Origin of the sequence: Pseudomonas sp. BP11-1-1 (genome assembly GCF_052112105.1) — a bacterium.
In the GTDB taxonomy this organism is placed as follows: domain Bacteria; phylum Pseudomonadota; class Gammaproteobacteria; order Pseudomonadales; family Pseudomonadaceae; genus Aquipseudomonas; species Aquipseudomonas alvandae.
Genome location: NZ_JAUTYU010000001.1, coordinates 800926 through 826515, shown reverse-complemented (window position 1 = coordinate 826515; position 25590 = coordinate 800926). Strand labels below are relative to the sequence as shown.

General features: G+C 59.8%; 17 protein-coding genes and 2 pseudogenes. 14 read left to right on the top strand and 5 right to left on the bottom strand.

Annotated elements, in window-relative coordinates:
* Positions 1 to 113: 113 nt before the first annotated feature.
* A complete protein-coding gene (locus tag Q7C33_RS03580; RefSeq protein WP_407682839.1) occupies positions 114 to 878 on the top strand; it encodes a sulfite exporter TauE/SafE family protein in 765 nt (254 codons plus the stop codon).
* Here the strand turns inward: Q7C33_RS03580 and Q7C33_RS03575 are convergent.
* On the bottom strand, positions 868 to 1182 hold the full coding sequence (locus Q7C33_RS03575) for a putative quinol monooxygenase (protein WP_249876250.1): 315 nt from the start codon (positions 1180 to 1182) through the stop codon (positions 868 to 870). The genes Q7C33_RS03580 and Q7C33_RS03575 overlap by 11 nt on opposite strands.
* A 198-nt stretch (positions 1183 to 1380) precedes the next feature.
* Here Q7C33_RS03575 and Q7C33_RS03570 point away from each other — a divergent pair, with 198 nt between their 5' ends.
* The 3 genes from Q7C33_RS03570 to Q7C33_RS03560 all read left to right on the top strand — a co-directional run bounded on the left by Q7C33_RS03570 (position 1381) and on the right by Q7C33_RS03560 (position 4047).
* Positions 1381 to 1971 carry an NAD(P)H-dependent oxidoreductase gene (locus Q7C33_RS03570; RefSeq protein ID WP_030139723.1) on the top strand — a complete coding sequence of 197 codons (591 nt, stop codon included), beginning with the start codon at positions 1381 to 1383 and terminating at the stop codon, positions 1969 to 1971.
* 174 nt (positions 1972 to 2145) lie between these two features.
* Positions 2146 to 3057 (top strand): LysR substrate-binding domain-containing protein, encoded by a 912-nt coding sequence (locus Q7C33_RS03565; protein WP_407682838.1) that lies wholly within the window; start codon positions 2146 to 2148, stop codon positions 3055 to 3057.
* A gap of 102 nt (positions 3058 to 3159) precedes the next feature.
* A complete protein-coding gene (locus Q7C33_RS03560) occupies positions 3160 to 4047 on the top strand; it encodes an NAD-dependent epimerase/dehydratase family protein (RefSeq protein ID WP_407682837.1) in 888 nt (295 codons plus the stop codon).
* 152 nt (positions 4048 to 4199) lie between these two features.
* On the opposite strand, the gene Q7C33_RS03555 is transcribed toward Q7C33_RS03560, so the two are convergent.
* Positions 4200 to 5645: a SulP family inorganic anion transporter gene (locus tag Q7C33_RS03555; protein ID WP_323154035.1), complete on the bottom strand. Its 1446-nt coding sequence runs from the start codon at positions 5643 to 5645 to the stop codon at positions 4200 to 4202.
* Entirely contained in the window at positions 5642 to 5983 is a 342-nt protein-coding gene (locus Q7C33_RS03550; protein WP_407682836.1) for a hypothetical protein, read from the bottom strand. Before Q7C33_RS03550 ends, Q7C33_RS03555 begins: the two co-directional genes overlap by 4 nt.
* Here Q7C33_RS03550 and Q7C33_RS03545 point away from each other — a divergent pair.
* The 4 genes from Q7C33_RS03545 to Q7C33_RS03530 all read left to right on the top strand — a co-directional run bounded on the left by Q7C33_RS03545 (position 5982) and on the right by Q7C33_RS03530 (position 10191).
* Positions 5982 to 7331, top strand: a complete 1350-nt coding sequence (locus Q7C33_RS03545) for a GntT/GntP/DsdX family permease (RefSeq protein ID WP_407682835.1) — start codon at positions 5982 to 5984, stop codon at positions 7329 to 7331. The genes Q7C33_RS03550 and Q7C33_RS03545 overlap by 2 nt on opposite strands.
* Before the next feature lie 21 nt (positions 7332 to 7352).
* Entirely contained in the window at positions 7353 to 8213 is an 861-nt protein-coding gene (locus Q7C33_RS03540; RefSeq protein WP_407682834.1) for a MurR/RpiR family transcriptional regulator, read from the top strand.
* 1 nt (position 8214) lies between these two features.
* Positions 8215 to 9681, top strand: coding sequence for an N-acyl-D-amino-acid deacylase family protein (locus Q7C33_RS03535; protein WP_407682857.1), 1467 nt, complete (start codon positions 8215 to 8217; stop codon positions 9679 to 9681).
* Positions 9682 to 9822: 141 nt separating this feature from the next.
* Positions 9823 to 10191, top strand: coding sequence for a glyoxalase superfamily protein (locus Q7C33_RS03530; protein ID WP_030139730.1), 369 nt, complete (start codon positions 9823 to 9825; stop codon positions 10189 to 10191).
* Positions 10192 to 10260: 69 nt separating this feature from the next.
* Here Q7C33_RS03530 and Q7C33_RS03525 read toward each other — a convergent pair.
* Both Q7C33_RS03525 and Q7C33_RS03520 read right to left on the bottom strand, forming a co-directional pair.
* Positions 10261 to 10857: pseudogene (locus tag Q7C33_RS03525) on the bottom strand (methyl-accepting chemotaxis protein); the annotation flags it as partial.
* Positions 10858 to 11166: 309 nt separating this feature from the next.
* Positions 11167 to 12147 (bottom strand): annotated as a pseudogene (locus Q7C33_RS03520) (methyl-accepting chemotaxis protein); the annotation flags it as partial.
* 292 nt (positions 12148 to 12439) lie between these two features.
* Between Q7C33_RS03520 and Q7C33_RS03515 the strand changes: the two are divergent.
* The 6 genes from Q7C33_RS03515 (at position 12440) to Q7C33_RS03490 (ending at position 25492) form a co-directional block, all read left to right on the top strand.
* Positions 12440 to 13111 carry a histidine phosphatase family protein gene (locus Q7C33_RS03515; protein ID WP_407682833.1) on the top strand — a complete coding sequence of 224 codons (672 nt, stop codon included), beginning with the start codon at positions 12440 to 12442 and terminating at the stop codon, positions 13109 to 13111.
* 24 nt (positions 13112 to 13135) lie between these two features.
* Positions 13136 to 13984 (top strand): phosphatase PAP2 family protein, encoded by an 849-nt coding sequence (locus tag Q7C33_RS03510; protein ID WP_030139733.1) that lies wholly within the window; start codon positions 13136 to 13138, stop codon positions 13982 to 13984.
* 318 nt (positions 13985 to 14302) lie between these two features.
* Positions 14303 to 16009, top strand: coding sequence for a ShlB/FhaC/HecB family hemolysin secretion/activation protein (locus Q7C33_RS03505; protein WP_407682832.1), 1707 nt, complete (start codon positions 14303 to 14305; stop codon positions 16007 to 16009).
* Between the two features lie 22 nt (positions 16010 to 16031).
* On the top strand, positions 16032 to 23714 hold the full coding sequence (locus Q7C33_RS03500) for a two-partner secretion domain-containing protein (RefSeq protein ID WP_407682831.1): 7683 nt from the start codon (positions 16032 to 16034) through the stop codon (positions 23712 to 23714).
* A gap of 10 nt (positions 23715 to 23724) precedes the next feature.
* Complete coding sequence (locus Q7C33_RS03495; protein ID WP_080628548.1) at positions 23725 to 24171, top strand: hypothetical protein; 447 nt, start codon at positions 23725 to 23727, stop codon at positions 24169 to 24171.
* Positions 24172 to 24856: 685 nt separating this feature from the next.
* Entirely contained in the window at positions 24857 to 25492 is a 636-nt protein-coding gene (locus Q7C33_RS03490; protein ID WP_030139736.1) for a hypothetical protein, read from the top strand.
* Positions 25493 to 25590: the final 98 nt, after the last annotated feature.

Here is a 25590-nt window from a genome sequence, read left to right as displayed (position 1 = left end):
CTGCTCGCGAAGGCGCCAGGAGCGTCAACAGAGTCTCAGCCTCTTGCTGAAAGAGAGGTACCCTCAGTGTATGACACATTTCCAAACCAAGGCCCTGGGCGCACGATAACCCCATGGACACCCTCATCGCGTTCTACCAAAACCTCGGCCCGGCCCTTTCCCTTCTGGTCATCGGTACCTTCCTGCTGGCCGGCACGATCAAGGGCGTGATCGGCCTCGGCCTGCCGACGATCGCCATGGGCTTGCTCGGGTTGGCTATGGCTCCGACGCAGGCTGCGGCGTTGCTGATCATTCCGGCGACCCTGACCAACGTCTGGCAATTGGCGTTTGGCGGGCATTTACGGGAGCTTGTCCTGCGCCTGTGGCCGTTGCTGCTGGCGATTTTCATTGGCACCGGATTCGGTACGCTGTGGATCGGCATGGTGGGAGGGGCCTGGGCGATAAGGGGACTGGGCGCCGCGCTGATGGTGTACGCATTGAGCGGATTGTTTTTACCGACGTTGCGGGTCGGTGCCGAGCAGGAGGGCTGGCTTGCTCCGCTTTGCGGGTTGCTCACCGGTGTGATCACGTCAGCCACCGGTGTGTTCGTCATTCCGGCGGTGCCGTATCTCCAGGCGTTGGGCTTGAACAGAGATGAGCTGGTACAAGCCCTGGGCCTGTCGTTCACCGTTTCAACACTGGCTTTGGCGGCCGGACTGTTGTGGCGAGGCGCCTTGGGCGGCGGCGAGTTGAGTGCATCGTTGCTGGCGCTGATACCGGCGTTGCTGGGAATGTGGCTCGGGCAATGGCTGCGCCAGCGGATCAGCGCCGTGCTGTTCAAACGGGTATTTTTCATTGGCCTCGGTGTGCTCGGCGGCCATCTGCTGGTCAGCGGTTAGCCGAGGACCGGCTGAGCATGTCGACGCGACGAATCTCGAAATCGCGCTCGAGGTATTCCATGCGTTGTTCGAAGAATTGCTTCATGTGCGGCAGGTTCGAGTGCACGTCCAGATCAGCCTGGGAGGCCCAGATTTCGTAGAAGATGAACAGCGTCGGGTCCTGCTGGTCCCGCAGCATGTGGTATTCGATGCAGCCGGGTTCGGCGCGACTCGGTTCGACGTAGGCGCGGAACAACGCTTCGAAGGCTTCGGCTTTTTCCGGGCGGGTCTTGGCGTGCAGGATGAAACCGTGCAAATCACTCATCAGGGGAGGCTCCTGGATTGGAAGTGCGGAGGATTCTAAGGCAACAATCAGGCGCTTATTCGTGCGTCTGGATCAAAACAGTTTTGTCGTTGCGGTGCTTATTCCGCGCGCAGCTCATCGGTACCCTGCCGCCATCATTTTTAATCTTCCACTTGGCGACGCCCCAGCGGCCACGCCTTGGAACCGATGAGGCTCCCGATGAAAAAAGTCCTGCTGCTCAATGGCGGTAAACAGTTCGCCCATTCCGACGGCCGCTACAACGCCACGCTTCACGACACCGCACTGAGCGTCCTGGACCGTGGCGGTCTTGATGTGAAAACCACTTTCATTGACGGTGGCTACGACATCAAGGAAGAGGTCGCCAAGTTCCTCTGGGCCGACGTCATCATCTACCAGATGCCCGGCTGGTGGATGGGGGCCCCGTGGACCGTGAAAAAATACATCGACGAAGTCTTCACTGAAGGCCATGGCAGCCTCTATGCCAGCGACGGCCGCACTCGTTCCGATGCGTCGCAAAAATACGGCAGCGGTGGTTTGGTGCAGGGCAAGCAATACATGTTGTCGCTGACCTGGAACGCCCCGCAGCAAGCCTTCGATGACCCGACGGATTTCTTCGAAGCCAAGGGCGTGGATGCCGTGTATTTTCCCTTCCACAAGGCCAACCAGTTTCTCGGCATGACCGGCCTGCCAACGTTCCTGTGCGTGGACGTGATGAAGCGCCCGAACATCGAGGAAGATGTGGCGCGGTATGAGCGGCATTTGGCCGAGGTGTTCGGCCTTTCGCGGTAATCCGTTAGTATCAGGGTTCACCTGAAACGAAGGTGTAACCGTGGCGAGGGAGCTTGCTCCCGCTGAGGTGCGAAGCGCCTCCCAAAAGCGGTCGCTCCGCGCCCAGCGGGAGCAAGCTCCCTCGCCACAAAAGCATCCTTCACATTGGGTGTGCATTCCACCGAGAGGATGTCTGTGAAAGCCAGATCCGACGAGTTGCAGATTTTCGTCTGCGTGATCGAATGCGGGTCGATCTCCGCCGCCGCCGAGCAGGTCGGGCAAACGCCTTCGGCGGTCAGTCGCACCTTGTCGCGGCTGGAAGCCAAGCTAGACACCACGTTGATCAACCGCACCACACGGCGCATGGACCTGACCGAAGAGGGAAAGTATTTCTTCGAGCAGGCCAAGGGCATTCTTGACCAGATGGACGCGCTGGAAGAGCGCTTGTCGTCCCGCCAGAAGAACCCAGCCGGGCGCTTGCGGATCAACGCCGCATCGCCTTTCATGCTCCACGCCATCATTCCTCACATCGACGAGTTCCGCACGCTCTACCCGGACATCCAGTTGGAGCTCAACAGCAACGATTTGATCATCGATCTGCTCGAACAGAGCACCGACGTCGCCATCCGCATCGGCACCCTCACGGACTCGACGCTTCACGCCCGCTCGCTGGGTTGCAGCCCGCTGCACATCCTCGCCAGTCCGACTTACTTGAAAGCGCATGGCACGCCCGCGAGCGTCGCTGAACTGGCGGAACATTCGCTGCTGGGGTTTGCCCTGAACGATGGCCTCAATCAATGGCCGCTGCGCCACACCCATGGCGACCGCTGGCCGATCCAGCCGGCCATCAGCGCGTCCAGTGGCGAAACGGTGCGTCACCTGGCGCTGCAAGGGCAGGGCATTGCCTGCCTGTCGGATTTCATGACCCGTGATGACATTCGTGCCGGTCGGCTCAAGGTGTTGCTGGTCGATTCCAATAGCGGCTATCGCCAGCCGATCAATGCGGTGTACTACCGCAACTCCCAATTGGCCTTGCGCATCCAGTGCTTCCTGGACTTCATCCAAGGCAAGCTCGCCGAATACGCTTCGCAAGATTTCAAGGGCTGATTCGTGACTTCAAGGCAAGAGTGATTTGGGCAATGTGGGCTGTTTCGGCAAGGAATGGCCCTCGATACTCGTCCCATCACTTAGTTTGCCAAGGAGTTATCCATGAATGTATTCATCACCGGTGCCGCCGGTTTTATCGGCGGTTCCATTGCCACTGGCCTCGTGCGGGCCGGGCATCACATCACCGGCCTGGTGCGCAGTGTCGAGCAAGCAAACGAGTTGACCGCGTTGGGCATCACGCCGGTCATCGGTACCCTGGAAGACAGCGCGCTCCTGGCCGAACAGGCCCGTGCCGCCGACGCGGTGATCAATGCGGCCAGCAGCGACCATCGTGGTGCGGCCGAGGCGTTGGTCGAGGCTCTCAAGGGATCGAACAAGATTTTGCTGCACACCAGCGGTTCGAGCATCGTTGGCGATGCTTCGGGCGGTCGCGCCAGCGATGACATCTACTACGAAAACAACCTGCCGCAACCCACCGCCGACAAGGCTGCACGTGTCGCCATCGACAATCTGATCCTTGAAGCGGCCAAGTACGGTGTGAACTCGGCGGTCATCTGCAACACCTTGATCTACGGCCACAGCCTGGGTGTCAAGCGTGACAGCGTGCAACTGCCGCGCCTGCTCAAGCAGGCCCGTAAGAGTGGCGTGGTGCGGCATGTCGGGCATGGGCAGAACATCTGGTCCAACGTGCACATCGAGGATGTGGTCGAGCTGTACACGTTGGCGCTCACCCGTAACCGGCCCGGCACGTTCTACTTCGTTGAAAGCGGCGAAGCTTCGTTTATCGAGATGACCACCGCGATGGCCCATGCACTGAATCTCGATGCGCCACAGGGTTGGCCGCTGGCGGAGGCCGAGTGGGGGTATGAAATGGCCAACTATGGGCTGGGCTCCAACAGTCGTGTGCGCGGCACGAATGCCCGTGAATTGCTCGGCTGGACGCCGAAGCGGACGTCGGTGGTGGAATGGATTCTTGATGAGATGGTGTGAGTCACACCGGAACTGGAGAGATCCACAGTAAAACATGAGACCTGTGGGAGCGGGCTTGCTCGCGAAAGCGGTGTATCAGGCAGCATTTTCGCCGACTGAAACACCGAATTCGCGAGCAAGCCCGCTCCCACAGGTTTTTGTTGGGTGTAGCTTTAGTCGTGCTGCACACCCGCGCGCTTGAGCATTCGCTTGCACCGCTCGGACAGGTGGAACACGCGCAGATGTTTGCCGGCCTTGCTGTAGCGCTCGCGCAGGGTCATCAGCGCGGCGACGGCGGAGTAGTCGACGAAGCGCAAGTGACGGCAATCGACCGTTACCAGGGCTGGGTCGCTGGCTGGGTCGAACTGGTTGAGGAACTGGGTTGTCGAGGCGAAGAACAACGTGCCGTGCAAGTGATAAAGCTTGCTGCCGTCCGCTTCCAGGTGCGCATCGGCGTACAGTTCGCGGGCTTGTTGCCAGGCGAAATTGAGCGCCGCGATGATGATCCCGCAAAGCACTGCGATGGCCAGGTCGGTGAATACCGTAATGATCGTCACTGCAACGATGACCAGCACATCGTTCGCCGGTACTTTGTTGACCACCCGCAGCGAGGCCCAGGCGAAGGTCTGTTGCGACACGACGAACATCACGCCCACCAGCGCCGCCAGCGGAATGCGCTCGATCAGCGGCGACAGGAACAACACGAACAGCAACACCATCACCCCGGCCACCACACCTGACAACCGCCCGCGTCCGCCTGAACTGAGGTTGATCATCGTCTGGCCGATCATCGCGCAACCGCCCATGCCGCCCAGCATCCCGGAGGCCATGTTGGCCGCACCCAGCGCCACGCACTCACGATCGGGATAGCCGCGACTCTCGGTAATTTCGTCGGTCAGGTTCAGGGTCAGCAGGGTTTCCAGCAAACCGACCATCGCCATGATCACTGCATAGGGCGCGACGATTTGCAGGGTTTCCAGGTTCCAGGGAATGTCCGGCAGGGCGAAAACTGGCAAGCCGCCAGCGATGTGCGCCATGTCGCCCAGCGTCCGGGTCGGCAGGCCAAGCAGATAGACCGCCAGGCCGACGCCGAGGATTGCCACCAGGGCCGGCGGCACACTGCGGGTCAGGCGCGGCAGCAGGTAGACGATGGCCATGGTCAGCGCCACCAGGCCCGCCATCAGGTACAGCGGGGCGCCGCTCAGCCAGGCGCCGTCGCGCTTGAAATGCTCCAGCTGCGCCAGCGCAATCACGATGGCCAAGCCATTGACGAAGCCGAGCATCACCGGGTGCGGCACCATGCGAACCAGCTTGCCCAGCCGCAACAGCCCGAACGCCATCATGATCAGTCCGCCCAGCAGCACGGTCGCCAACAGGTATTGCACACCGTGCTGGACCACCAGCGCGACGATCACCACGGCCATCGACCCCGCCGCGCCCGACACCATCCCGGGCCGACCGCCGAACAACGCGGTCAGCGTGCAAATGATGAATGCGCCGTACAGCCCCATCAGCGGGTTGAGGTGGGCCACCAGGGCGAAGGCGATGCATTCGGGGAGCAGGGCGAAAGAGGTGGTGAGGCCGGCGAGGGCGTCGGCGCGAAGACGTGCTGGTTTCATGGTTTACCTGACTGGGCGCCGACGGAGAGTCGGCTGCCGGGGAAGCGGTGTAAAAACAGGTGCGGATGGTACGGAATTGAGTGCGGGGCGGCCAGCCGTTGGTCGATTAGGTTGATGAACTTGGGTCTGCTGCGCAGCCCAGCGGGAGCAAGCTCCCTCGCCACAAGAACGATGAAAGTCTTGCGCTGGATTTTCATCAGCGCCATGTCGCGATGTCCGTCAGCGACATCTTTTGTCTGTGCGCGAAAATTACTTTCAGTCGGTTTGAAAAATCCAGGTCGAAATGATTTATGAGTTTCACAACACATCGACGTCACCCCATTCGAGGAGTCACGCATGGCACCTGCTTTCGGATATTGGCTACTGGTCTACGCGGCCATCGCCATCATTGCGCTGATCGTCCTGATCGCGCGCTACCGGCTCAATCCGTTCATCGTGATTACCCTGGTGTCCATTGGCCTGGCGCTGCTGGCCGGGATGCCGCCCTCGGGTGTGGTGGGCGCTTACGAGGCAGGTGTCGGCAAGACCCTGGGACACATCGCGCTGGTGGTGGCCTTGGGCACGATGCTCGGCAAGATGATGGCCGAGTCCGGCGGGGCGGAGCGAATGGCGCAGACGTTGATCGAACGCTTCGGCGAGCGCAACGCCCACTGGGCAATGGTGTGCATTGCCTTCCTGGTTGGGCTGCCACTGTTCTTCGAAGTCGGTTTCGTGCTGCTGGTGCCTATCGCGTTCACCATCGCCCGGCACGTGGGCGTGTCGATCCTGCTGGTGGGGCTGCCGATGGTCGCCGGGCTATCGGTGGTCCATGCCCTGGTGCCGCCGCATCCGGCGGCGATGCTGGCGGTGCAGGCGTTCCAGGCCTCGGTGGGGCAGACCTTGCTGTACGCGATCCTGATCGGTATTCCCACTGCGATCATCGCCGGCCCGCTGTACGCCAAATTCATCGTGCCGCGCATCCAGCTGCCCGCTGAGAACCCGCTGGAACGGCAATTTCTCGACCGCGAGCCACGGGCCAATCTGCCAGGCTTCGGCATAACCCTGGGGACGATCCTGCTGCCGGTGATACTCATGCTGATCGGCGGCTGGGCCAACCTGATCTCCACACCGGGCAGCGCGTTCAACCAGTTCCTGCTGTTCATCGGCAACTCGGTGATCGCTTTGTTGCTGGCGACCATCCTCAGCTTCTGGACTCTCGGCCTGGCCCAGGGCTTCAATCGCGAATCGATCCTCAAGTTCACCAATGAATGCCTGGCGCCGACCGCCAGCATCACCTTGCTGGTGGGCGCCGGTGGCGGCTTGAATCGGATTTTGGTGGACGCCGGGGTGACCCAGCAAATCGTCGGCCTGGCTCAGGAATTTCAATTATCACCGCTGGTCATGGGCTGGTTGTTCGCCGCGTTGATGCGCGTTGCCACCGGTTCGGCCACGGTAGCGATGACCACCGCCTCGGGCATCGTCGCGCCTGTGGCGATTGGCCTGGGTTATCCCCATCCCGAGTTGCTGGTGCTGGCGACCGGGGCCGGGTCGGTTATCTTTTCCCACGTCAACGACGGCGGCTTCTGGCTGATCAAGGAATACTTCAATATGACCGTCGCGCAAACCTTCAAGACCTGGACCGTGCTTGAAACGCTGATCTCAGTGGTCGCATTCGCCTTGACGCTCGGGCTTGCGCGTGTGCTTTGACCGACATTGCAAGGAACCGTCATGGACATCCTCTACCAGATCCGCTCCCGCCAGGATTCCTTCAGCGCCGGCGAAGGAAGAATCGCCCGGCTGATGCTCGACGACGTAGGCTTTGCCGCCTCCGCCAGCCTGGAAGAGTTGGCCCTGCGCGCCGAAGTCAGCAGCGCCACGCTGTCGCGCTTTGCCCGCACCGTCGGCTGTCGCGACCTGCGGGACCTGCGCCTGCAACTGGCCCAGGCCAGCGGTGTCGGCAGCCGTTTTCTCGACCCGACCGGTGCGCCGGAACAGTCGGCTTTTTATGGTCAGATCGTCGGCGATATCGAGTCGACGTTGCGCCAGCATCTGTCGGGCTTCGAAGAGTCGCGATTCGGCGATGCCGTGCGGATGATCGGCAAGGCACGGATGATCCACGCATTCGGCCTCGGTGGCTGGTCGGCGCTGTGCGGCGAGGAGTTGCAAGTGCGGCTGGTGCGTTTTGGCTACCCGATCGCCGCCTGCCGCGACCCGGTGATGATGCGCATCACCGCCAGCTCGTTGAGCGACCAGCATCTGGTCATCGCCTGTTCCCTGACCGGCATCACGCCGGAGCTATTGAGTGCTGTTGAACTGGCCCGCAGCTACGGCACCCCGATCCTGGCCATCACCCGCGCCGACTCGCCACTGGCCCAACTGGCAGATTGTGTGCTGCCCCTGCAAGGCGCCGAAACCCCTTTTATCTACAAACCCACGGCCGCGCGCTACGGCATGTTGCTGGCCATCGACGTGCTCGCCACCGAGCTGGCGCTGGCCCATCCCGAAGACAATCAAGAGCGCCTGCGGCGGGTCAAACTCGCACTGGACGATTACCGTGGCGGCGATGATCACCTGCCGCTGGGAGACTGAGATGCTGTACGACACACTTATCCGCAATGCGCTGGTCATCGATGGCAGCAACATCCCCGGCTACCGCGCCGACGTAGCGATCCACGGCGGTCGCATCGAGCGCATTGGTGAGTTGCGCGAAACTCGCGCGCGGGAAGAAATCGACGCCGCCGGCCGCGTGCTGGCGCCGGGCTTCATCGATGTGCACACCCACGATGACACGGTGGTCATCCGCCAACCGCAAATGCTGCCCAAGCTCAGCCAGGGCGTGACCACGGTGATCGTTGGCAATTGCGGCATCAGCGCATCCCCTGTCAGCCTTCGGGGTGATCCGCCGGACCCGATGAACCTGCTCGGCCCGGCCCGGGCATTTGCTTACCCACGCTTTGCCGATTATCGCGGTGCGGTAGAAGCGGCGACACCGGCCGTCAATGTGGCCGCGTTGGTCGGTCATACGGCGTTGCGTAGCAATCACATGGATGATTTGTTGCGCACAGCCTCGGTAGGAGAAATCACTGCCATGCGCCGGCAACTGCGCGAAAGCCTGGAGGACGGTGCGCTGGGCCTGTCCACCGGCCTGGCTTACGCCAACGCCTTCTGCGCAGCCACTGATGAAGTCATGCAACTGAGCGAGGAGTTGGCAGCGTTCGGTGCTGTCTACGCCACCCATCTGCGCAGCGAATTCGAACCGGTGCTCGAAGCCATGGACGAGGCTTTCCAGATTGGTCGACATGCGCAGAGCCCGGTGATCATTTCCCACCTCAAATGTGCTGGCGCCGGTAATTGGGGGCGTAGTCCACAGGTGCTCGCCGCGTTGGAAAGCGCGGCTCAAAACCACCCTGTCGGTTGCGATTGTTATCCCTACGCCGCGAGTTCTTCGACCCTGGACCTCAAGCAAGTGACCGATGCCCATCGCATCACCATTACCTGGTCGACGCCGCATCCGCACATGGGCGGTCGAGACCTGACGGACATCGCGGCTGAATGGGACGTGTCGCTCCTCGAAGCTGCACGTCGCCTACAGCCAGCGGGTGCGGTGTACTACGGCATGGACGAAAGCGACGTAAGACGAATCCTCGCGCACCCATTATCGATGGTTGGCTCCGACGGCCTACCCGAAGACCCTTTTCCCCACCCTCGTCTGTGGGGCGCTTTTCCGAGGGTGCTGGGCCATTTCAGCCGAGACGTTGGGCTTTTTCCTTTGCACACCGCCGTGCACAAAATGACCGGCCTTTCAGCGGCGCGCTTCGGCCTGAAGGCGCGAGGTGAAATCCGTGAAGGGCACTGGGCCGACTTGGTCTTGTTCAATCCCCAAACCGTTCGCGACGTCGCTGATTTCAACACGCCACAACGGGCTGCCGAGGGCATCGATGGGGTGTGGGTCAATGGCGTCCTGAGTCATCGCGAGGGACAAGCGAACGGCAAAAGAGAAGGGCGTTTCCTGGCGCGTGAAGGCGATCTGCGCCGGGGTTTTCAATGTGTTCAGTAGCGTTTGAAGGCATGTAGGTGCTTGGGATTGCTTTAATTGGCGCCACAATAATGGCACTGCGACACTAAAGAACCTGAATTAAAAGCCGAAGCAGTGGGTTCAACCCATCTAGACTGGGTCTTTTCAGCCAGGGAGCAACCCATGAGCTTCGGTAAAATCACTCCAATCCTGCGGATCTTCGATGAAGCCAAGGCGTTGGCGTTCTATGTCGACTTCCTGGGCTTTACCGTCGACTGGCAACACCGCTTCGGTGACAACTTCCCGCTTTATCTGCAAGTCTCCCGTGGTGATTGCGTATTGCACCTGTCCGAGCATCACGGTGATTGCACGCCGGGCTCGGCGCTGCGAATCGAGACCGACGAGCTGGAAGCCTTCCAGCAGCAATTACTCGCCAAGCAATACCGCTACGCCCACCCACAAATCCAGGCCATGCCCTGGGGTAGCCAGGACATGGCGATCAGTGATCCGTTTGGGAATCGGTTGGTGTTTACCAATGCGATCAGTGTGTGACAGGCGCAAGAATGCTGCTGCATGGGCTGTTTGCCCGCCTCCAGAAAAGAAGCGGGCAAACGCGTTTCGTCAAACCCTGAAGTGGCTGACCATCTGCTGCAATTGACCACCCAACCGCGCCAGTTCAACGCTGGACGCCGCGGTTTCATCGCTGGCGGCGGCGGTCTGTTCGGACACGTCGCGCACGTTGATGATGCTGCGGCTGATCTCCTCGGCCACGGCGCTTTGCTGTTCGGCGGCCGCGGCGATCTGCTGGTTCATCGACTGGATGTTGGACACCGTGCGGGTGATGTTTTCCAGTGACACACCGGCCTTGCGGGTCAGGGCCACGCTGCTGTCGGTGAGGTTGCGGCTGTTGTTCATCACGGCGGCCACTTGCTGGGTGCCGTTCTGCAGGCCGGCCACCAAGCCTTCGATTTCCTCGGTGGATTTCTGCGTACGCTGGGCCAGGCCGCGGACTTCATCGGCGACCACCGCGAAGCCACGTCCGGCTTCACCGGCGCGGGCGGCTTCGATGGCGGCGTTGAGTGCCAGCAGGTTGGTCTGTTCGGCCACGGCCTTGATCACGTCCATCACTGCGCCGATCTTGTCGCTTTCCTGTTGCAGCACGCTCATGGCGTCAGTGGAACGCACCACTTCGCTGGCCAGGCGTTCGATCTGGGCGATGGCTTCGTTGACCACTTGATCACCGGCCCGCGCTTCGCCGTCGGCGGCGGCTGCTGCTTGGGAGGCTTCTTCGGCATTGCGCGCCACTTCCTGGACCGTTGCGGTCATCTCATGCATGGCGGTCGCGACCTGGTCGGTCTCGACTTTCTGGCTGTTGACCCCGGCACTGGTCTGCTCGGTGACCGCCGACAGTTCTTCGGCGGCGCTGGCGATCTGGGTCACGCCGTCCCGGATGCCACTGATCAGGTCGCGCAGGGTCACGCCCATGCGGGCGATGCCCTGTTGCAGCACGCCAAGTTCATCGCGACGGGTGACGATGACGTTCTGCGACAGGTTGCCACCGGCGATGCGTTCGACCACGGCGAGGGTTTCACGCAGCGGGCGAGTGATCTGGCGGGTGATGACCACGGCCGCGATGATGCCCACCAACAAAGCCAACAACGTGCTGACCAATTGCAGCGTGCGGGCCTGGGCGCTTTCAGCGTCGCGACGGTCGAGCTGGATCTGGTACAGCTGCTCGCTCAGGGAGACGATGGTCGCGCCCTGGTCGGTCATTTCCTTGCGCGCCTGCGCCACATCGGCCATGGCCATCTTGAAGGCCTGCACGGCGCTGCGGTATTGGGTCAAGGTTGTTTCCAGCTGACGCAGTTCATCCTGCCGAGCGTTGGCGAAATGTTCGTTGAGCGGCTTGAGCGAAGCGATGGCGGCGTCCAGTTGGGCGAAAGCCTTGCGTTCGGTATCGGCATTGCTGTTGGCGGTGTAGCCGCGTACTTCATAGCGGGCCAGCATGAACGCCTGCTTGGCCTGGGTGATGGCCTGGAATTGCGCAAAGCGCTCATCGCTGAGGGCCATCTGCTGCACGTCGGAATCGATGCTTTCGATCAGCTTGTAGGCCGTCTCGGCGTTCGCGCCCATGACATCCCGGGCACTGTTGCCGGTGCGGTAGGCACTGCGCATTTTGTTCAGTGATGTCTGGTAGGCGCTGATGGTCGCGCTCTGCTCCTTGAGCAGCTTGACGTTCTCGGGGCTTTTAAAGCTGCTGAGCAACGCGTTTTGTTGCGCCACGAAACCATCGAGGGTGGTCTGCACATTCTGTGCGGCGGTCTCGTCACCGTTGGTCAGCATGTATTGCAGGCGAGTGACCCGCAGTTTGGTCAGGCCAGCGTTGAGCTGGGTGATGTCGCTCATCCAATTGCTGCGGTCGATCAAACCGCCCAGGCTGGTCCAACTGGTCAGGGCCAGGACGCAAGTCAGTACCAGCACCAGGCCAAAGCCCAGGCCCAATTTCATATTGACGCTAATGTTGCCAAACCAGCTATTCATCAAATTCCTCCAGGAACGTTGCGCTGCTTGATCATCGGTTGGCTGGAAGATTGTTGTTTTTAAGAGCCAGCAAAAACGTTTAACAGGGCTGTATCGGCGGCCACCCATGAATCTGAAAATTTTTTTTGTATAGGCAATCCCGGGTTGTCGCCGAGCGCGCCAAGCTTTTTTTCACATTGGTTTCACTGCCTGCCTACGTCTACGTCTTTACCGTCTCGCCATCGAAATGACTGGTTGGGTGCCGTCGGGGCGGCTTGATGTGGAACTGAGACTGAGCCTTTTTGGCGTGACGCGCTCGATTGATACGAGCTGGCTTGTCCGCTATCGCAACGCGGCGGTGATCCTGGCTTCGGCAATGCTGGTGATTCCGCTGACCCTTTGGCTGCTGGGGCCTGCAGCGGTGCCGGATCTGGCCCATGGCGATCTTGTTGGCGCCCGGGCGCTGGCTGATGGCTGGGCCAAGGGGGAGATGATCGTGCTGGTGCGCCACGTCGAACGATGTGATCACTCCAAGGCCGTGTGCCTGGGGGATCCTTCGGGAATCACCGACCGTGCCCGCGCCGTTGCAGTGGGCCTCGGCGCGCGGTACGAGCAACTCGGCCTGGAGAATGCGGACATTTATAACAGTCCGCTGGTTCGAGCGACCCAGACGGCTGGGTACATGTTCAACAAGGTGAGCACCGGCGACGATTGGCTGAGCCATTGCCGCCATGACCTGCTGCGCAATGCCCTGGTCCACAAGGTGCCTGGGCGCAACCTGATCCTGGTCACCCACAGCGAATGCATGCAGGCGATGGAAACCGAGCTGCGGCGACCTGTTTCGGCGTTTGGCTATGGCGCTTCGTTGTTTGTATCCGTCGCCCAGCCACAAGCTCCTCGGCTGCTGGGTTTTATCGAGGCGTCCGACTGGCGCTCAATGAAGTTTCAGTAACCTTTCCCACGATTAGGACCGCTCATGCTGACGTCTGCTCGCGTTCGTTTTTACCGGCTCAACCTCGGAATACCCCTGGTCTGTGCGGCGGTGGTGTTCCTGCTGTTCGACATGACCCGCATCGACATCGCCTTCAGCGATCTTTTCTACGACCCGCTGCACCAAGTCTTTCCGCTGGGGCATGTACGGCTGTTCGAACAAATCACCCATAAGTGGGCCAGGGTCATTCCGAACTGGACTGGCGAGGCGGCCATTATCGGGGCGCTGTTGTCGTTCGTCTGGCCGCTGTTCCGGCCGGAAAAGCGCCCAGGGCTGCTTCGTGTCCTGGATAAGATCCGGCTGACCAAACCGCTATGGTTTGCCCACAGGCACCGTCGCGATTTTCTCTATGTTGTCTTCGCCTTTTCCCTCAGCACAGGCGTCATCCATTACCTCAAGGGCCACACCAGCGTGTACTGCCCGGTGGAAACCACCCAATACGCGGGGAAGATCGAGCACAAGGAGTGGTTCCAGAATTTCGATTTACTGAAAGTCGCGGGGGACGGTCGTTGCTGGCCCGGTGGCCATGCTTCCGGTGGTTTCACGATGCTGGCGCTGTACTTCGTTGCCCGGCGCTATCGCTGGCGTCACTCCAAAGCCCTGATGTACGGCGCGCTGGCCTTGGGATTTGTCTACGGCACGACGCGAGTCCTACAGGGTTGGCACTACATGTCCCACACGTTCTGGGCGGGAATCTTCGTCTGGTTGAGCTGTTGGCTGATGGCAATGTTTTTTTACGGGCGCGCAGTCTTGGAACAACCCTTGTTGAAGACCGCGTCGCCCAAGGTCAAACCTAGCTTGACCGTGCTGGGCGATGCGCAGCCTGCTCCATGAATCGCGGGCAAAAAAAAGCCCGCGGGAGAGCGGGCTAAAACCTTAGTTTCTTGAATGAGCGAGGGGACTGTACCGGATCGCGTTAACCCATGGGGTGAAGAAAAGTTCATGCGGGCTCAGCTTGATGCGTTCCTGATAGAGCTTTGTCAACGAGGTGATTTCGGACGTGTCCTGTGAGACAAGTCTCTTTTTTGAATAGAAAAATGCCCGCTCTCTGAACCGAAGGCGATAAGCAAGGTCTGGTATGCGCGAAGCAGGTCGATTTCGATTTGGCCTGCGCCGCAATCTTGCTGTCGCTTTCGTATCGAGGGATCGAACATGTCCGTGTCTGCCTTAGGGACGAGGCTTGTCGTCGCGTCGCTGTGTTTTTTTGCGATGGACCTTGCCATGGCCGCGCCAACCCCCGGCGACACGGACCTGATCCGCGAACGTCAGAATCGCTTGCTCGAAGAGCAGCGCCGACGCCTCGAAGAACTCAAGGACCTGCCAGGCAAAGAAGCAAGGCCGGTCCAGCCGACAAAACCCGCCGATACCCGTTGTTTCCCCATCAAGACCATCGAGCTCAAGGGCGCCGACGCCTTGTCCGAACGCGAGCGCCAACGCTTGCTCGAGCCCTATCTCAACCAATGCCTGGGCGTGCCGCAGCTTAACGAGTTGCTCAAGACCATTACCGATGCGTACCTGGAAAAGGGCCTGGTCACGAGCCGTGCCTATTTGCCGCAACAGGATTTGTCCAGCGGTCACCTGCAAGTGTTGGTGGTCGAGGGGCGACTTGAAGGCCTGAAGGGCGCCGAGGACAGCGGACTCTCCAAGCGGGAGCTGGCGATGAGCTTTCCCGGCAAGCCGGGCGATCTGCTCAATCTGCGGGAGATCGAGCAAATGGTCGATCAACTGAACCGTCTGCCATCCAACAGTGCCCGCATGGAGCTGACGCCGGGGCAGAACATCGGCGGCAGTGAAGTGCTGGTCCAGAACACCCCACAGAAACCTTGGCGCGCCGGCCTGTCACGGCATAACGACGGGCAGAAGAGCACGGGCGAGCAGCAGTGGGGAGCCTCCCTGGACTGGGACAGTCCTTTGGGCTTGGCCGATCAGCTAGCCTTGCGCGGTGGTCACGATGCCATAAGCGACCATCAGAAAACTTCACGCAACGCCATGCTCTATTACAACCTGCCCTTTGGTTGGTGGAACCTGAGCTACACCTACAGCCAAAGCGAGTACCGCGCGCTGGGCCAGGCCAACGGATTCAACTTCAAGCAGAGCGGCGACAGCCAGAACCATCAGGTGCTCCTGGAGCGGGTGGTGCACCGTGACGCGGTGAGCAAAACCTCCCTGAACACGGGCCTGGCGTACCTGCGCACCAACAATTTCATCGAAGACAGCAAGCTCGCCGAGAGCAGCAATCGCATCAGCGAGGCGCAGTTCGGCATCAACCATGGGCGACGGATCGGCAATGCCTTCGTCAACCTCGACCTTGGCATGCAACAAGGTATCGGCGCCCTCGATGCCCAAGGCGATCACGAGCCGGGGCCTGGGCTGCCGGATGCACGCTATCGCAAATACACCGCCACCCTCAGCTATCTGCAAGCCTTCCAAGTGTGGGGCGAGTCCTTCAGCTTCAGCAGCCTGATGACCGGCCAGCGCAGCGAAGACGCGTTGTTCAGCCCGCAGCGCATGAGCCTCGGCGGGTTGTCTTCGATTCGCGGCTACAAGGACCAGACGCTGGCCGGCGACAGCGGTGGCTACTGGCGCAACGACCTGCGCTGGAGCCGCCCGGTGACGCTGCAATGGCTGCGCCCGGTGTTCGCCGAGTACGGCACCAGCCTTGGTTACGACCAAGGCGTGATTCGCGGCGATCGCTACAACGGTAGCGAGCATGGGCGCATGTCGAGCAACTCCCTGGAGTTGTTCGCCCGCGGTGAACACCTGAGCGCCAGCGTCACTTTCGCCCATTCCCTGGAACGTCCAGACGCCCTGACCGAGCGCGAAGCGCCGATCTACTTCCGCCTCGACCTATCCATCTAATTCGCTGCAACGAGACCCGATCATGGACGACCGCCAATACGCCTTCCTGGCCCGCCAGCCCGGTGCTGCCCTGAAAACCCGTGATGCCTTCTGGGGCATGCCCAAGCGTGGCCTGGCGTTCCTGCTCGCCAACGTCATGTTCTGGCAACCGCTGTGGGCCCAGGCCGACGGCATCGTCGTCAGCGCGCCGGGCACCAGTCTTGGCAAGGCGGGCAACGGCGTGCCCATCGTCAACATCGCCAAGCCCAACGGCAGCGGCCTGTCCCACAACAAATTCAGCGACTACAACGTTGGAAAAAACGGCGTCATCCTCAACAACGCCACCAACCCCGCCCAACCCACGCAACTGGGCGGGATCATCCTCGGCAACCCGAACCTCAAGGGCACGGCGGCCAAAGTCATTCTCAACGAGGTCAACGGCGGCAACTCCAGCCAGTTGCGCGGCTACACCGAAGTGGCGGGACAGTCGGCCCATGTCATCGTCGCGAACCCGTATGGCATCACCTGTAACGGCTGCGGCTTCATCAATACGCCAAAAGCGACCCTGACCACGGGCAAGCCGATCATCGAAAACGGCCAGTTGAGCCGCTATCAAGTGGATCAGGGCAGCGTGGCCATTGAAGGCGCGGGCCTCAACGCGAACAACGTCGACCGTTTCGAAATCATCACCCGCAGCGCCAAGATCAACGCCGAGATCCAGGCCAAGAACCTGACGATCGTGGCCGGACGCAATGACGTCAACGCCAACACGCTGAACGCCACGGCCCGTGCAGACGACGGCAGCGCCAAACCCGAACTGGCGATCGACTCCTCGGCGTTGGGCGGCATGTACGCCGGCGCGATCAAGCTGGTGGGCACCGAAGCGGGTGTCGGGGTGAAGCTGGATGGCAAGATGGTTGCCAGTGGCGGGGATATCCAGCTCGATGCGAATGGGCATTTGAGTCTGGCGCAGACAGCGGCTGCCGGCGCCATCGACATCGAGGCCAAGAGCCTGGAGACCCGTGGCCAGGTGTATGCCGGTAGCCGGCTCGAAGTCAAAACCCAGGGTGACCTGACCAGCCAGCAGAACCTGGTGGCGCGCGACAGCATTCACCTGGACAGCGGCGGCACGCTGACCAACAACGGCATTATCGAGGCCGGGGTCAACGCCGATAACAGCCGCAATACCACGGGGGATGTCACCCTCACCGCCAAGCAGTTGAACAACGCTGGCAAAACCGTCATCGCCAGTCGCGACCTGAATGTCACGTCCACCGCTGCGCTGAATAACCAGGGCGGCACGCTCAGTGGGCAGGGCAAGACCACCGTCACCGGCAACGTTGTGGATAACCGCAATAAAGGCCGGATCCTGGGTAACACCGAACTGCACCTGAGCGCCGATCAAGTCCTCAACAGCCAGGGCGGCCTGATCAATAGCCAGGGCCTGCTGACGGCCAGCCTGGGCCATTTGGAAAACAATGCAGGTGAACTGTCGAGCCTGAACAGCGCGACCCTGGTCCTCGGCAGCCTGGACAACCTGACCGGCCTGGTCATGGCCGGCAAGAACCTCGACATCACTAACACCGGCGCGATCAACAACCGGGGCGGCGAGCTATCCAGCCAAGGCGTCATGACCGTGCGCACCGCCAGCCTGGACAACAGCAACAAAGGCACCGTGGCCGCCAATGGCAAGTTGCTGGTCAGCGCCACCGGCGCGGTCAACAACGCCGAAAAAGGCCTGCTCGCTAGCCGTGCTGCCGAGGTCGAGTTCGATGCTGCCAGTCTGAATAACGCCAAGGGCACGCTGCAAGGCGAGGGCCTGGTCACCCTGGATGTATCCGGCGACATCGATAACCAGGGCGGCAGCATCATCGCCAAGGACGCCAAGCTGAGTGTCTTTGCCACCAACCTGGACAACCGTGGCGGCGTGCTGTCCAGCGTCAAGGCCGCGCTGGAAGCACGCACCACCGGCGTGCTGAAAAACGGCTACGACGTGAACCGCCAGGGCGGCACGATCCAGGCCCAAGGACTCAGCATCCAAGCCTTGGCTGGGCTGTTCAACGACGGCGGACGCATCGCTGCGCAAGCCGGCGATGTCGTGGTCACCAACGCAGCGGCGGATATCAACAATCGCAACGGCGGGATATACGCCACGGGCAAGGTCTGGGTCACTGGCCGGGGCATGGACAACAGCGGCGACGGGCAGGTCAGCGCCAGTCGCATCGACTTTGACCTTTCGGGGGCGCTGAACAACAACGCCGGCATTATTGAAAGCCAGGACAGCCTGGACATTCTGGCCGCCAGTTTGAGCAACCAGAAAGGCCAACTGCGCACCCTGGGCCAGAACAGCACCACGGCATTCAAAATCGGGGGGCTGTTCGATAACAGCGACGGCACCCTCGAAACCGCCAGTAATGATGTGGGCTTCATCACCGGCAGCGTCCAGAACGTGGGTGGCAAGCTGCTGCACACCGGCCTGGGACTGTTTGGTATCAGCCAGGCCAACCTGGGCCAGGCGGGTGGGCAACTGGTGACCTACGGTAACCTGACGGTGACGGCTGACCGCTGGACCAACAGCACCGCGATCCAGGCCGGCCATCTGGTGGTTCATGTCGATCAGCTGACCCAGACGGCCACCGGCCAGTTGCTCAGCGCCAATAGCATGGAAGGCCGCGGCAGCAACTGGCGCGTGGACGGCCTGATCGGCAGCGACGGAGCCATAGATCTGCAACTGACCGGTGCTTATACCGGCAATGGCCGCTTGAGCAGTCTCGGCACCTTGGGCCTCAAGGCGGCACTGATCAACCTGGAGCAAAACGGCAGTATCGCGGGCGGCGGCAACACAACCGTCGTGGTCGATGGCGTCCTCAACAGCTACGGTCGCCTGACCTCGGCGGCGGATATGAGCGTCACGGCCGCCACGCTCAACAACTACGGCACGCTGGGCAGTGCCGGCGCGCTCGGCGTATCCACCGGCGACTTGCTCAACGAACGCGGATTGATCTTCAGCGGCGGCAATACCAGCCTGCGCGTCAACAGCCTGACCAACCGCTATGCCGACATTTACAGCCTGGGTGATCTGAGCATCGATCGCGACGGCCTCGGCACCCGTGCCAGCCGCATCCTCAACAGCTCCGGCACGCTGCAAAGCGACGGCAACATGCGCCTGGCGGCCAGCACGATCGACAACATCCGCGAGGTCTTGACCACCCACGATGCAGGCATCTACACCGCCTCGATCAGGGAAGTGACATGCATCGAAGGGTACAACGCCGGGGATTGCAGCGGTGGCAAGGAAAACCACGTCTGGCAGATCGTCCAGCGCGACAAGTTCGAAGTCACCGCGGCCAGCGCCGCCTCCAGCATCACCACCGGCGGCAACCTGAATATCCAGGGCGACACCCTGACCAACCGGAGCAGCAGCATCGGCGTCGGCGGCGCATTGACCGCCAACCTCGTCAGCCTGGACAACATCGGCATCGAGACCGGCGAAATCGAAACCTCGCGCACCTTCAGGTCCGAGCGCACGCGCCACCCGAGTGGCTGGCGCGCCGCTGCCAACGACTTTACCAACAAATACTGGTTGCAGAGCCCGGGCTACAACGCCAATGACCTAGGTGGCCTTGAAGCAGCGATGAGCCGTTTCATCGGCATGACCGAACGTGAGCTACCGCAGTTCCACACTCAAACAACCACCACCGATAACCAGACCTATGCCGCGATTATCCAGGCCGGTGGCGCCGTCGACATTCCTACCCAGGGCGACCTCAACAGCGGCGTCGTGCGTGGCGGCTACAACTACGTCGGCGCCGGCCCGCGTACCGACACCCAGGCCGACAACGCCTTCTCGACCCGCATCAGCGTCAATCGGCAACTCCCGCCGAGCCTGACCCAGCAACAGGTCGATCCACTGGCCCTGCCGGGCTTCGACTTGCCCACCGGGCAAAACGGCCTGTTCCGCATGAGCGGCGACGGCGCCACCACGCCGACCCAAGGTGCGGGGCTGACGCAAGTGCGTGGCCTGCCGGATCGCTCGTTCCAGGCCAACCCGCAAAAATACCTGATCGAGACCAACCCGGCGCTGACCGACATGCGCCGCTTCATGAGCTCGGATTACCTGCTGTCGAATCTGGGCTACGACCCGGACACCGCCGCCAAGCGCCTGGGCGATGGGTTCTACGAACAACGCCTGATCCAGCAAGCCGTGATCGCCCGAACCGGCCAGCGCTTCCTCGACGGCCAGACCTCCGACGACGGCATGTTCAAGTACCTGATGAACAACGCCATCGCCAGCAAGGACGCTCTCAAGCTGTCCCTGGGCGTGAGCCTGACCTCCGAACAGGTTGCGGCCCTTACCCATGACATCGTCTGGATGGAAACTCGGACGGTGAATAACGAGCAGGTGCTGGTGCCGGTGCTGTATCTGGCCCAGGCCAATCATCGTCTGGCGGCGAATGGGGCGCTGATCCAAGGCTCGGACGTCAGCCTGATTGCTGGCAAGAACCTGAACAATGCGGGCACCTTGCGGGCGTCCAGCAACCTGAGGGCGACGGCGGGCGACAGCCTGGTTAACAGCGGGTTGCTGGAGGCGGGCAATCGGCTTGAGGCGTTGGCGGGTAATGACCTTACTAACCGGGCTGGTGGGGTTATTGCTGGGCGGGATGTGAGTGTTGTTGCCCTCACCGGCGACGTGATCAACGAACGTACAGTTACTACTCACGAAAGCAGCAGCGGCTACCGCACCGAACGCACCGACTTCATCGACAGCGCCGCCCGCATCGAAGCGGGAAACAACCTGGGCGTCAGTGCCGGGCGTGACATTAACAATGTCGGCGGTGTGCTGAAAAGCGGAGCCGACACCACGCTCAATGCCTCGCGCGATGTCAATCTCATTGCCGCCGAACGCATCACCAGCGGCACTCGCGGTCGGCATCGTGACCAGGACATCAAACAATATGGCTCCAGCCTCGACAGCGGCCGCGACCTGACCGCCAATGCCGGCCGCAACCTCACCGTCGTCGCCAGCCAGATCGATGCCAAGCGTGACGTCACTCTCGCCGCCAAAGAAAACTTGACCCTCGCCTCGGCAGCGGATGAGCAGCACTCCTACGACAAGTCCAAGAAGGTCACCAGCCAAGAGGATCATGTCATCCAAATGGCTTCGACGGTCAAGGCGGGACGCAACGTTGCCTTGAGCGCGGGGCAGGACCTGGCGCTGATTTCCAGCAAGGTCAACGCTGCAAACGAGGCCTATTTCGTGGCGGGTGGCAGGCTTGAGCTGCTAGCTGCGCAAAACAGCCACTATTCGCTGTACGACATGAAGAAGAAAGGGGGCTGGGGAAGCAAGAAGACTCAGCGGGATGAGGTGACCAAGGTTACGCATGTGGGCAGCCAGATCATTACGGGCGGTGACTTGGTATTGCTCAGCGGGAGCGACCAGCGTTATCAGGCGGCCAAGCTGAGCAGCGGCAATGACCTGACGTTACAGAGCGGCGGTTCGATTACCTTCGAGGGTGTCAAGGATCTGAGCCAGGAAAGCCATACAAAGAGCGATTCAAGTCTGGCTTGGAACTCGATGAAGGGGAAAGGCCATACCAACGAAACCTTGATTCAGAGCCAATTGCAAGCTCAGGGGAACGTGGCCATCAAAGCGGCCGATGGCTTGAACATCGATATCAAGCATATCAACGAGAAAACAGTCAGCCAGACCATCGATGTCATGGTCAAGGCTGACCCCAAGTTGGCGTGGCTCAAGGAGGCCGAGCAGCGAGGGGATGTGGATTGGCGGTTGATCAAGGAAACTCACGAGTCGTTTAAGTACAGCCACTCGAGCCTGGGGCAGGGCGCGATGTTGGCAATCATTATCATCGTTACCGTGCTGACGGCGGGTACTGCAACTGCCGCTACAGTCGGCGCCAGTGCTGGCAGCGCCGCTGCTGGGGCGGCAACTGCCGCAGGTGCTTCAGCTGCCACGGCTGCGACCGTAGGCGCTGCTGCATCGGCCGCCGCCACGGCGAGTTTTTCGGCAGCAGTTGCGCAAACGGCGGTCAGTACGATCAACAACAAGGGTGACCTGGGGGCGACCTTCAAGGACGTCTTTTCGTCAGATAACCTGAAAAACTACGTAATCGCCGGGATCACGGCCGGTTTTGCCAAGGGCGTCATCGACCCCGCACTCGGCGGCAATACAGTGCCGTTCAACAACCTCACCAAGGGTTTTGATTTAAATACGCTTCAAGGAGTGGGTGGTTTTGCGCTGCACGCCGGGGCTCAGGGTGTTGCGGGAGGCATCATCAAAACCGCTATCAATGGAGGTAGCCTCGGTCAGAACCTCCGTGATGGGCTGGTCTATCAGGCAAGTACCGTCGCAGCGGCGACAACGTTCAATTTTGTCGGTGGTTATGCACAGGACCATTGGCAAACCGCGAAGAATGCAGGCGATACCACAGGCATGGCCATGTGGGCCGAAGGGGGCGTCGCTCGTACTGCCATGCATGCATTGGCGGGAGGAGCGATTTCCAGCGCTACCGGCGGCGACTTCAAGACCGGGGCCATCGCGGCGGGTGCCAGCCAGGCCATGGCTGGAGAACTCAATGCCATTTTCGATACACAGCCTGATTTGCGACAAGCGGTTTCTCAGATCGTCGGTTTGACGGCAGCCGGTCTTGCTGGCGGCGATGTCGAGAAAGCCTCTTGGGTCGCATTGATGGCTGACGAATACAATCGCCAGCTTCACCAGAAAGAGACCGTTGCACTTGAGAAACTACAAAAGGAAACACCTGAAAAATCCTATGAACTGAAAGCGGCTGCGTGTGCTCTGGTTCATTGCTCCGCCTCGGTTCCGGTGGACGATCCAAACTACCAGGCGGTCAAAGCGCTTGAGGCGGATGGCAAGGGATTCTCAGGTGCGCAAAGCGCGCTGATTGCGACCGGTGCCTATGACGAATATTCGAAATGGGACCAAGCCAACGATGACTTGCTGCTAAACGACAAGGAGCTCAGACAGTCGTCCCAGGCAAGCCGCGCGGTACTCGGCGCGATAGGGGCAGCGGCAGGGTTCGGCGGCGCGATCCTCTCCACGCCCGCTTGTATCACCGGAGCCGGTTGCGCTATACCTGCGTTCTCCGGTCTGGGCGGCGCCGCGTCGTTTGTCGATGGGTGGCAGGCCACAGGGCAGTTGTTCGCTCCTTACGATTACACGCAAGGAAGCAAGGTACTCGCATCGTTCGACAGCGCGACTTATCCTGGCGACGTAAACCCCCTCCGCGACTATGGAACCGAGGCCGCTAAGGCGGCGATGGAAATCGCGCTGCTCAAGGGGGCTGGGAAGTACCTTGATGGGAGTGGGGCGTCGGTACTGGTTTCGGGGGTTAAAGCAACAGGTCCGATTGTACCTGACGTAATTAGTCCCACTTATCGAGAGCTTCAGGGGTTAAACAAAGGATTCCAAGCGCATCACACCTTGCCTCAATATTTGGGAAAGATGCTTGGGTATACGAAAAATGACATGCTGGATCACCCAGCGACTTTAATTACCCAGTACTCTCATACGGGAAAGGTGAATCCTGATGCAATGCATAAAGCTATCAGTAAATATTTACCTCCCATGGTGGGTGGTAAGCCGGCTACGTATACTTCTGGGCAGATAAGCTCCGGGTTGCAGAAAGCCTATGGCGATATAGGGCGGCCCGAATTGTTTGACTCAATCAAGCATTTGATTAAATAGGTATGCAAGCATGACTGATAAACAAATATATGAATTAACCATTGATGATCTTGCTTGCTCTGGCGTTTGGTACTTCCCTATGGATGAGTCTGCGGAAGATGAGCTGACAGTCCGACCTCTCCTTGACAAGGAGATTTGTAGTGACGCTCAAATAATCGTTCGCGCTAGTTTTGTTGGGCTGGATGGTTCTAGTTATTTAGGCTATCTGTACTGGGATGGTAGTGGAGAGGTTGAGTATTTAAAACCTGTAATTCTTCTTGAGGATGGCTCGTTTGTTACATTTTGGAATGGGATGGTTGAGCCTTCTTGGGCAGACTACTCTGCAAATGCTCAAGCGCTGAGGAGCAGACTCCCTTTTTTGTATGTTTCAGATTCTGTTCTCGACCTGCCTAAAATTTCAGGAAAGCTTGAGGGGCTATATTATTTAGATGGGGATCACATTTCCTGGATAAGTTGATGGTGCAAAAGGGGGAGCAAAAGGAGGGGCAGGTGTTGAGGAGGCGTTTTTCAGGACGGTGACTCCGCTACGGGCCTTCTGAGTACGCAATTAGCTAAGGATACCAAGTCGTAACTTACAGATATTCAAGATTTGAGAGGTAGGCAGTTCACTCCCCAATAACTCGAAATTTTGAAAGCAGATCTTCGGGGAAACGCTTACTCGCGTCTCGCCAAAGAAGATGTCGAGTTAAACCGAGTTGATTTTGAAAGAAAACTGCCGAAACTCAGAAAGAAATGGGAGCGGAACACGGGTGAGAGTTGGCCGAAGGAAGAACGGTAGTGGGGATAAAAGTGCGGCAGAGAGTAAAGTCCATTGCTTTGTGTTAAGTAAAACTGTCTCCTTTTTTAAAATTCTAGTAGTCGTGGAAAGGGGGCAGGTTTATTTAAAGGGCGAGTGGAAGTCATCGCTCTGATGGTTAAATAAATCTGTCCCCTTTCTTTGCTGGCGCCAAAACGGTAAGAACACGAACTTTGAAAACGCGCTTAAAGCTCTCAGTCTGTCGGATGCAGTGGTAGCGTGTGCGGCCGGAAGAATCAAGTCACCAATTTGCACTCTAGAGGCGCCTGCTCAATGGTTTGGTTTTCCACCTGCGCTGGTCCCAATCTGGAGTGATGGCTCTCGTCCTACCTATATTGGATATTGGATGCACTGGTTCGTGGAGCGGGAGCCTTGTTTTGTAAAGATGTTTGTAAGCTCCGATCGCATGACAACTGAGATCGCGAGAACTCCTTCCCAATTGTTTGGAGTAATCGCGATGATGGCGATCAGTTTGGATGATGGGGTGACGTTAGATCTTGAGCAGTTCGCGGCGAGGGTAGGACTTGAAAACTTATCGGAGCTTGATGCAGTCTCTCTGAAAACAGGTGACGATTCAAAGGGGTTTCCCAAGGCAGAGCTGTTTAGAACATTAACCCCTCTCGAATGTATTTCCTATGACGGCAATCCATATATGGGAGACTTTCCCAGTGAGTTTGCCAGAGGGAACTGGTGGGAAACTAGCTGTTCCTTTGAAGTTCTCAGTAAGAATATGCGGATATCAGAGAGCGCGAGTTTGCCTGGCTGGTTTGATCCTGCTCAAGTGAAAACGACGCTATTCGAAAATTTTATGTCGGCGGGTCGTTTGGACTATGCCTGGCTGACATTGAACTCGACGGGCTGGTTAATTGCTGATGCAAGACGGGCGATTATAGAACTGCAAGCTCGCACCAGTGATGAGGTTTTCGGTTGTGTTGCTGCGTCTTGGCTATCTTTTGCTGATGATAGTGTTGGGGGTTATTGAGTGAGGAAGAAAAGGGAGCGATTTATTTAAGGACAAACGCAGAGGGGCAGATTTGTTGGTTTTGCTCGGTTTATAAATAGATCTGTCCCCTTTCTTCG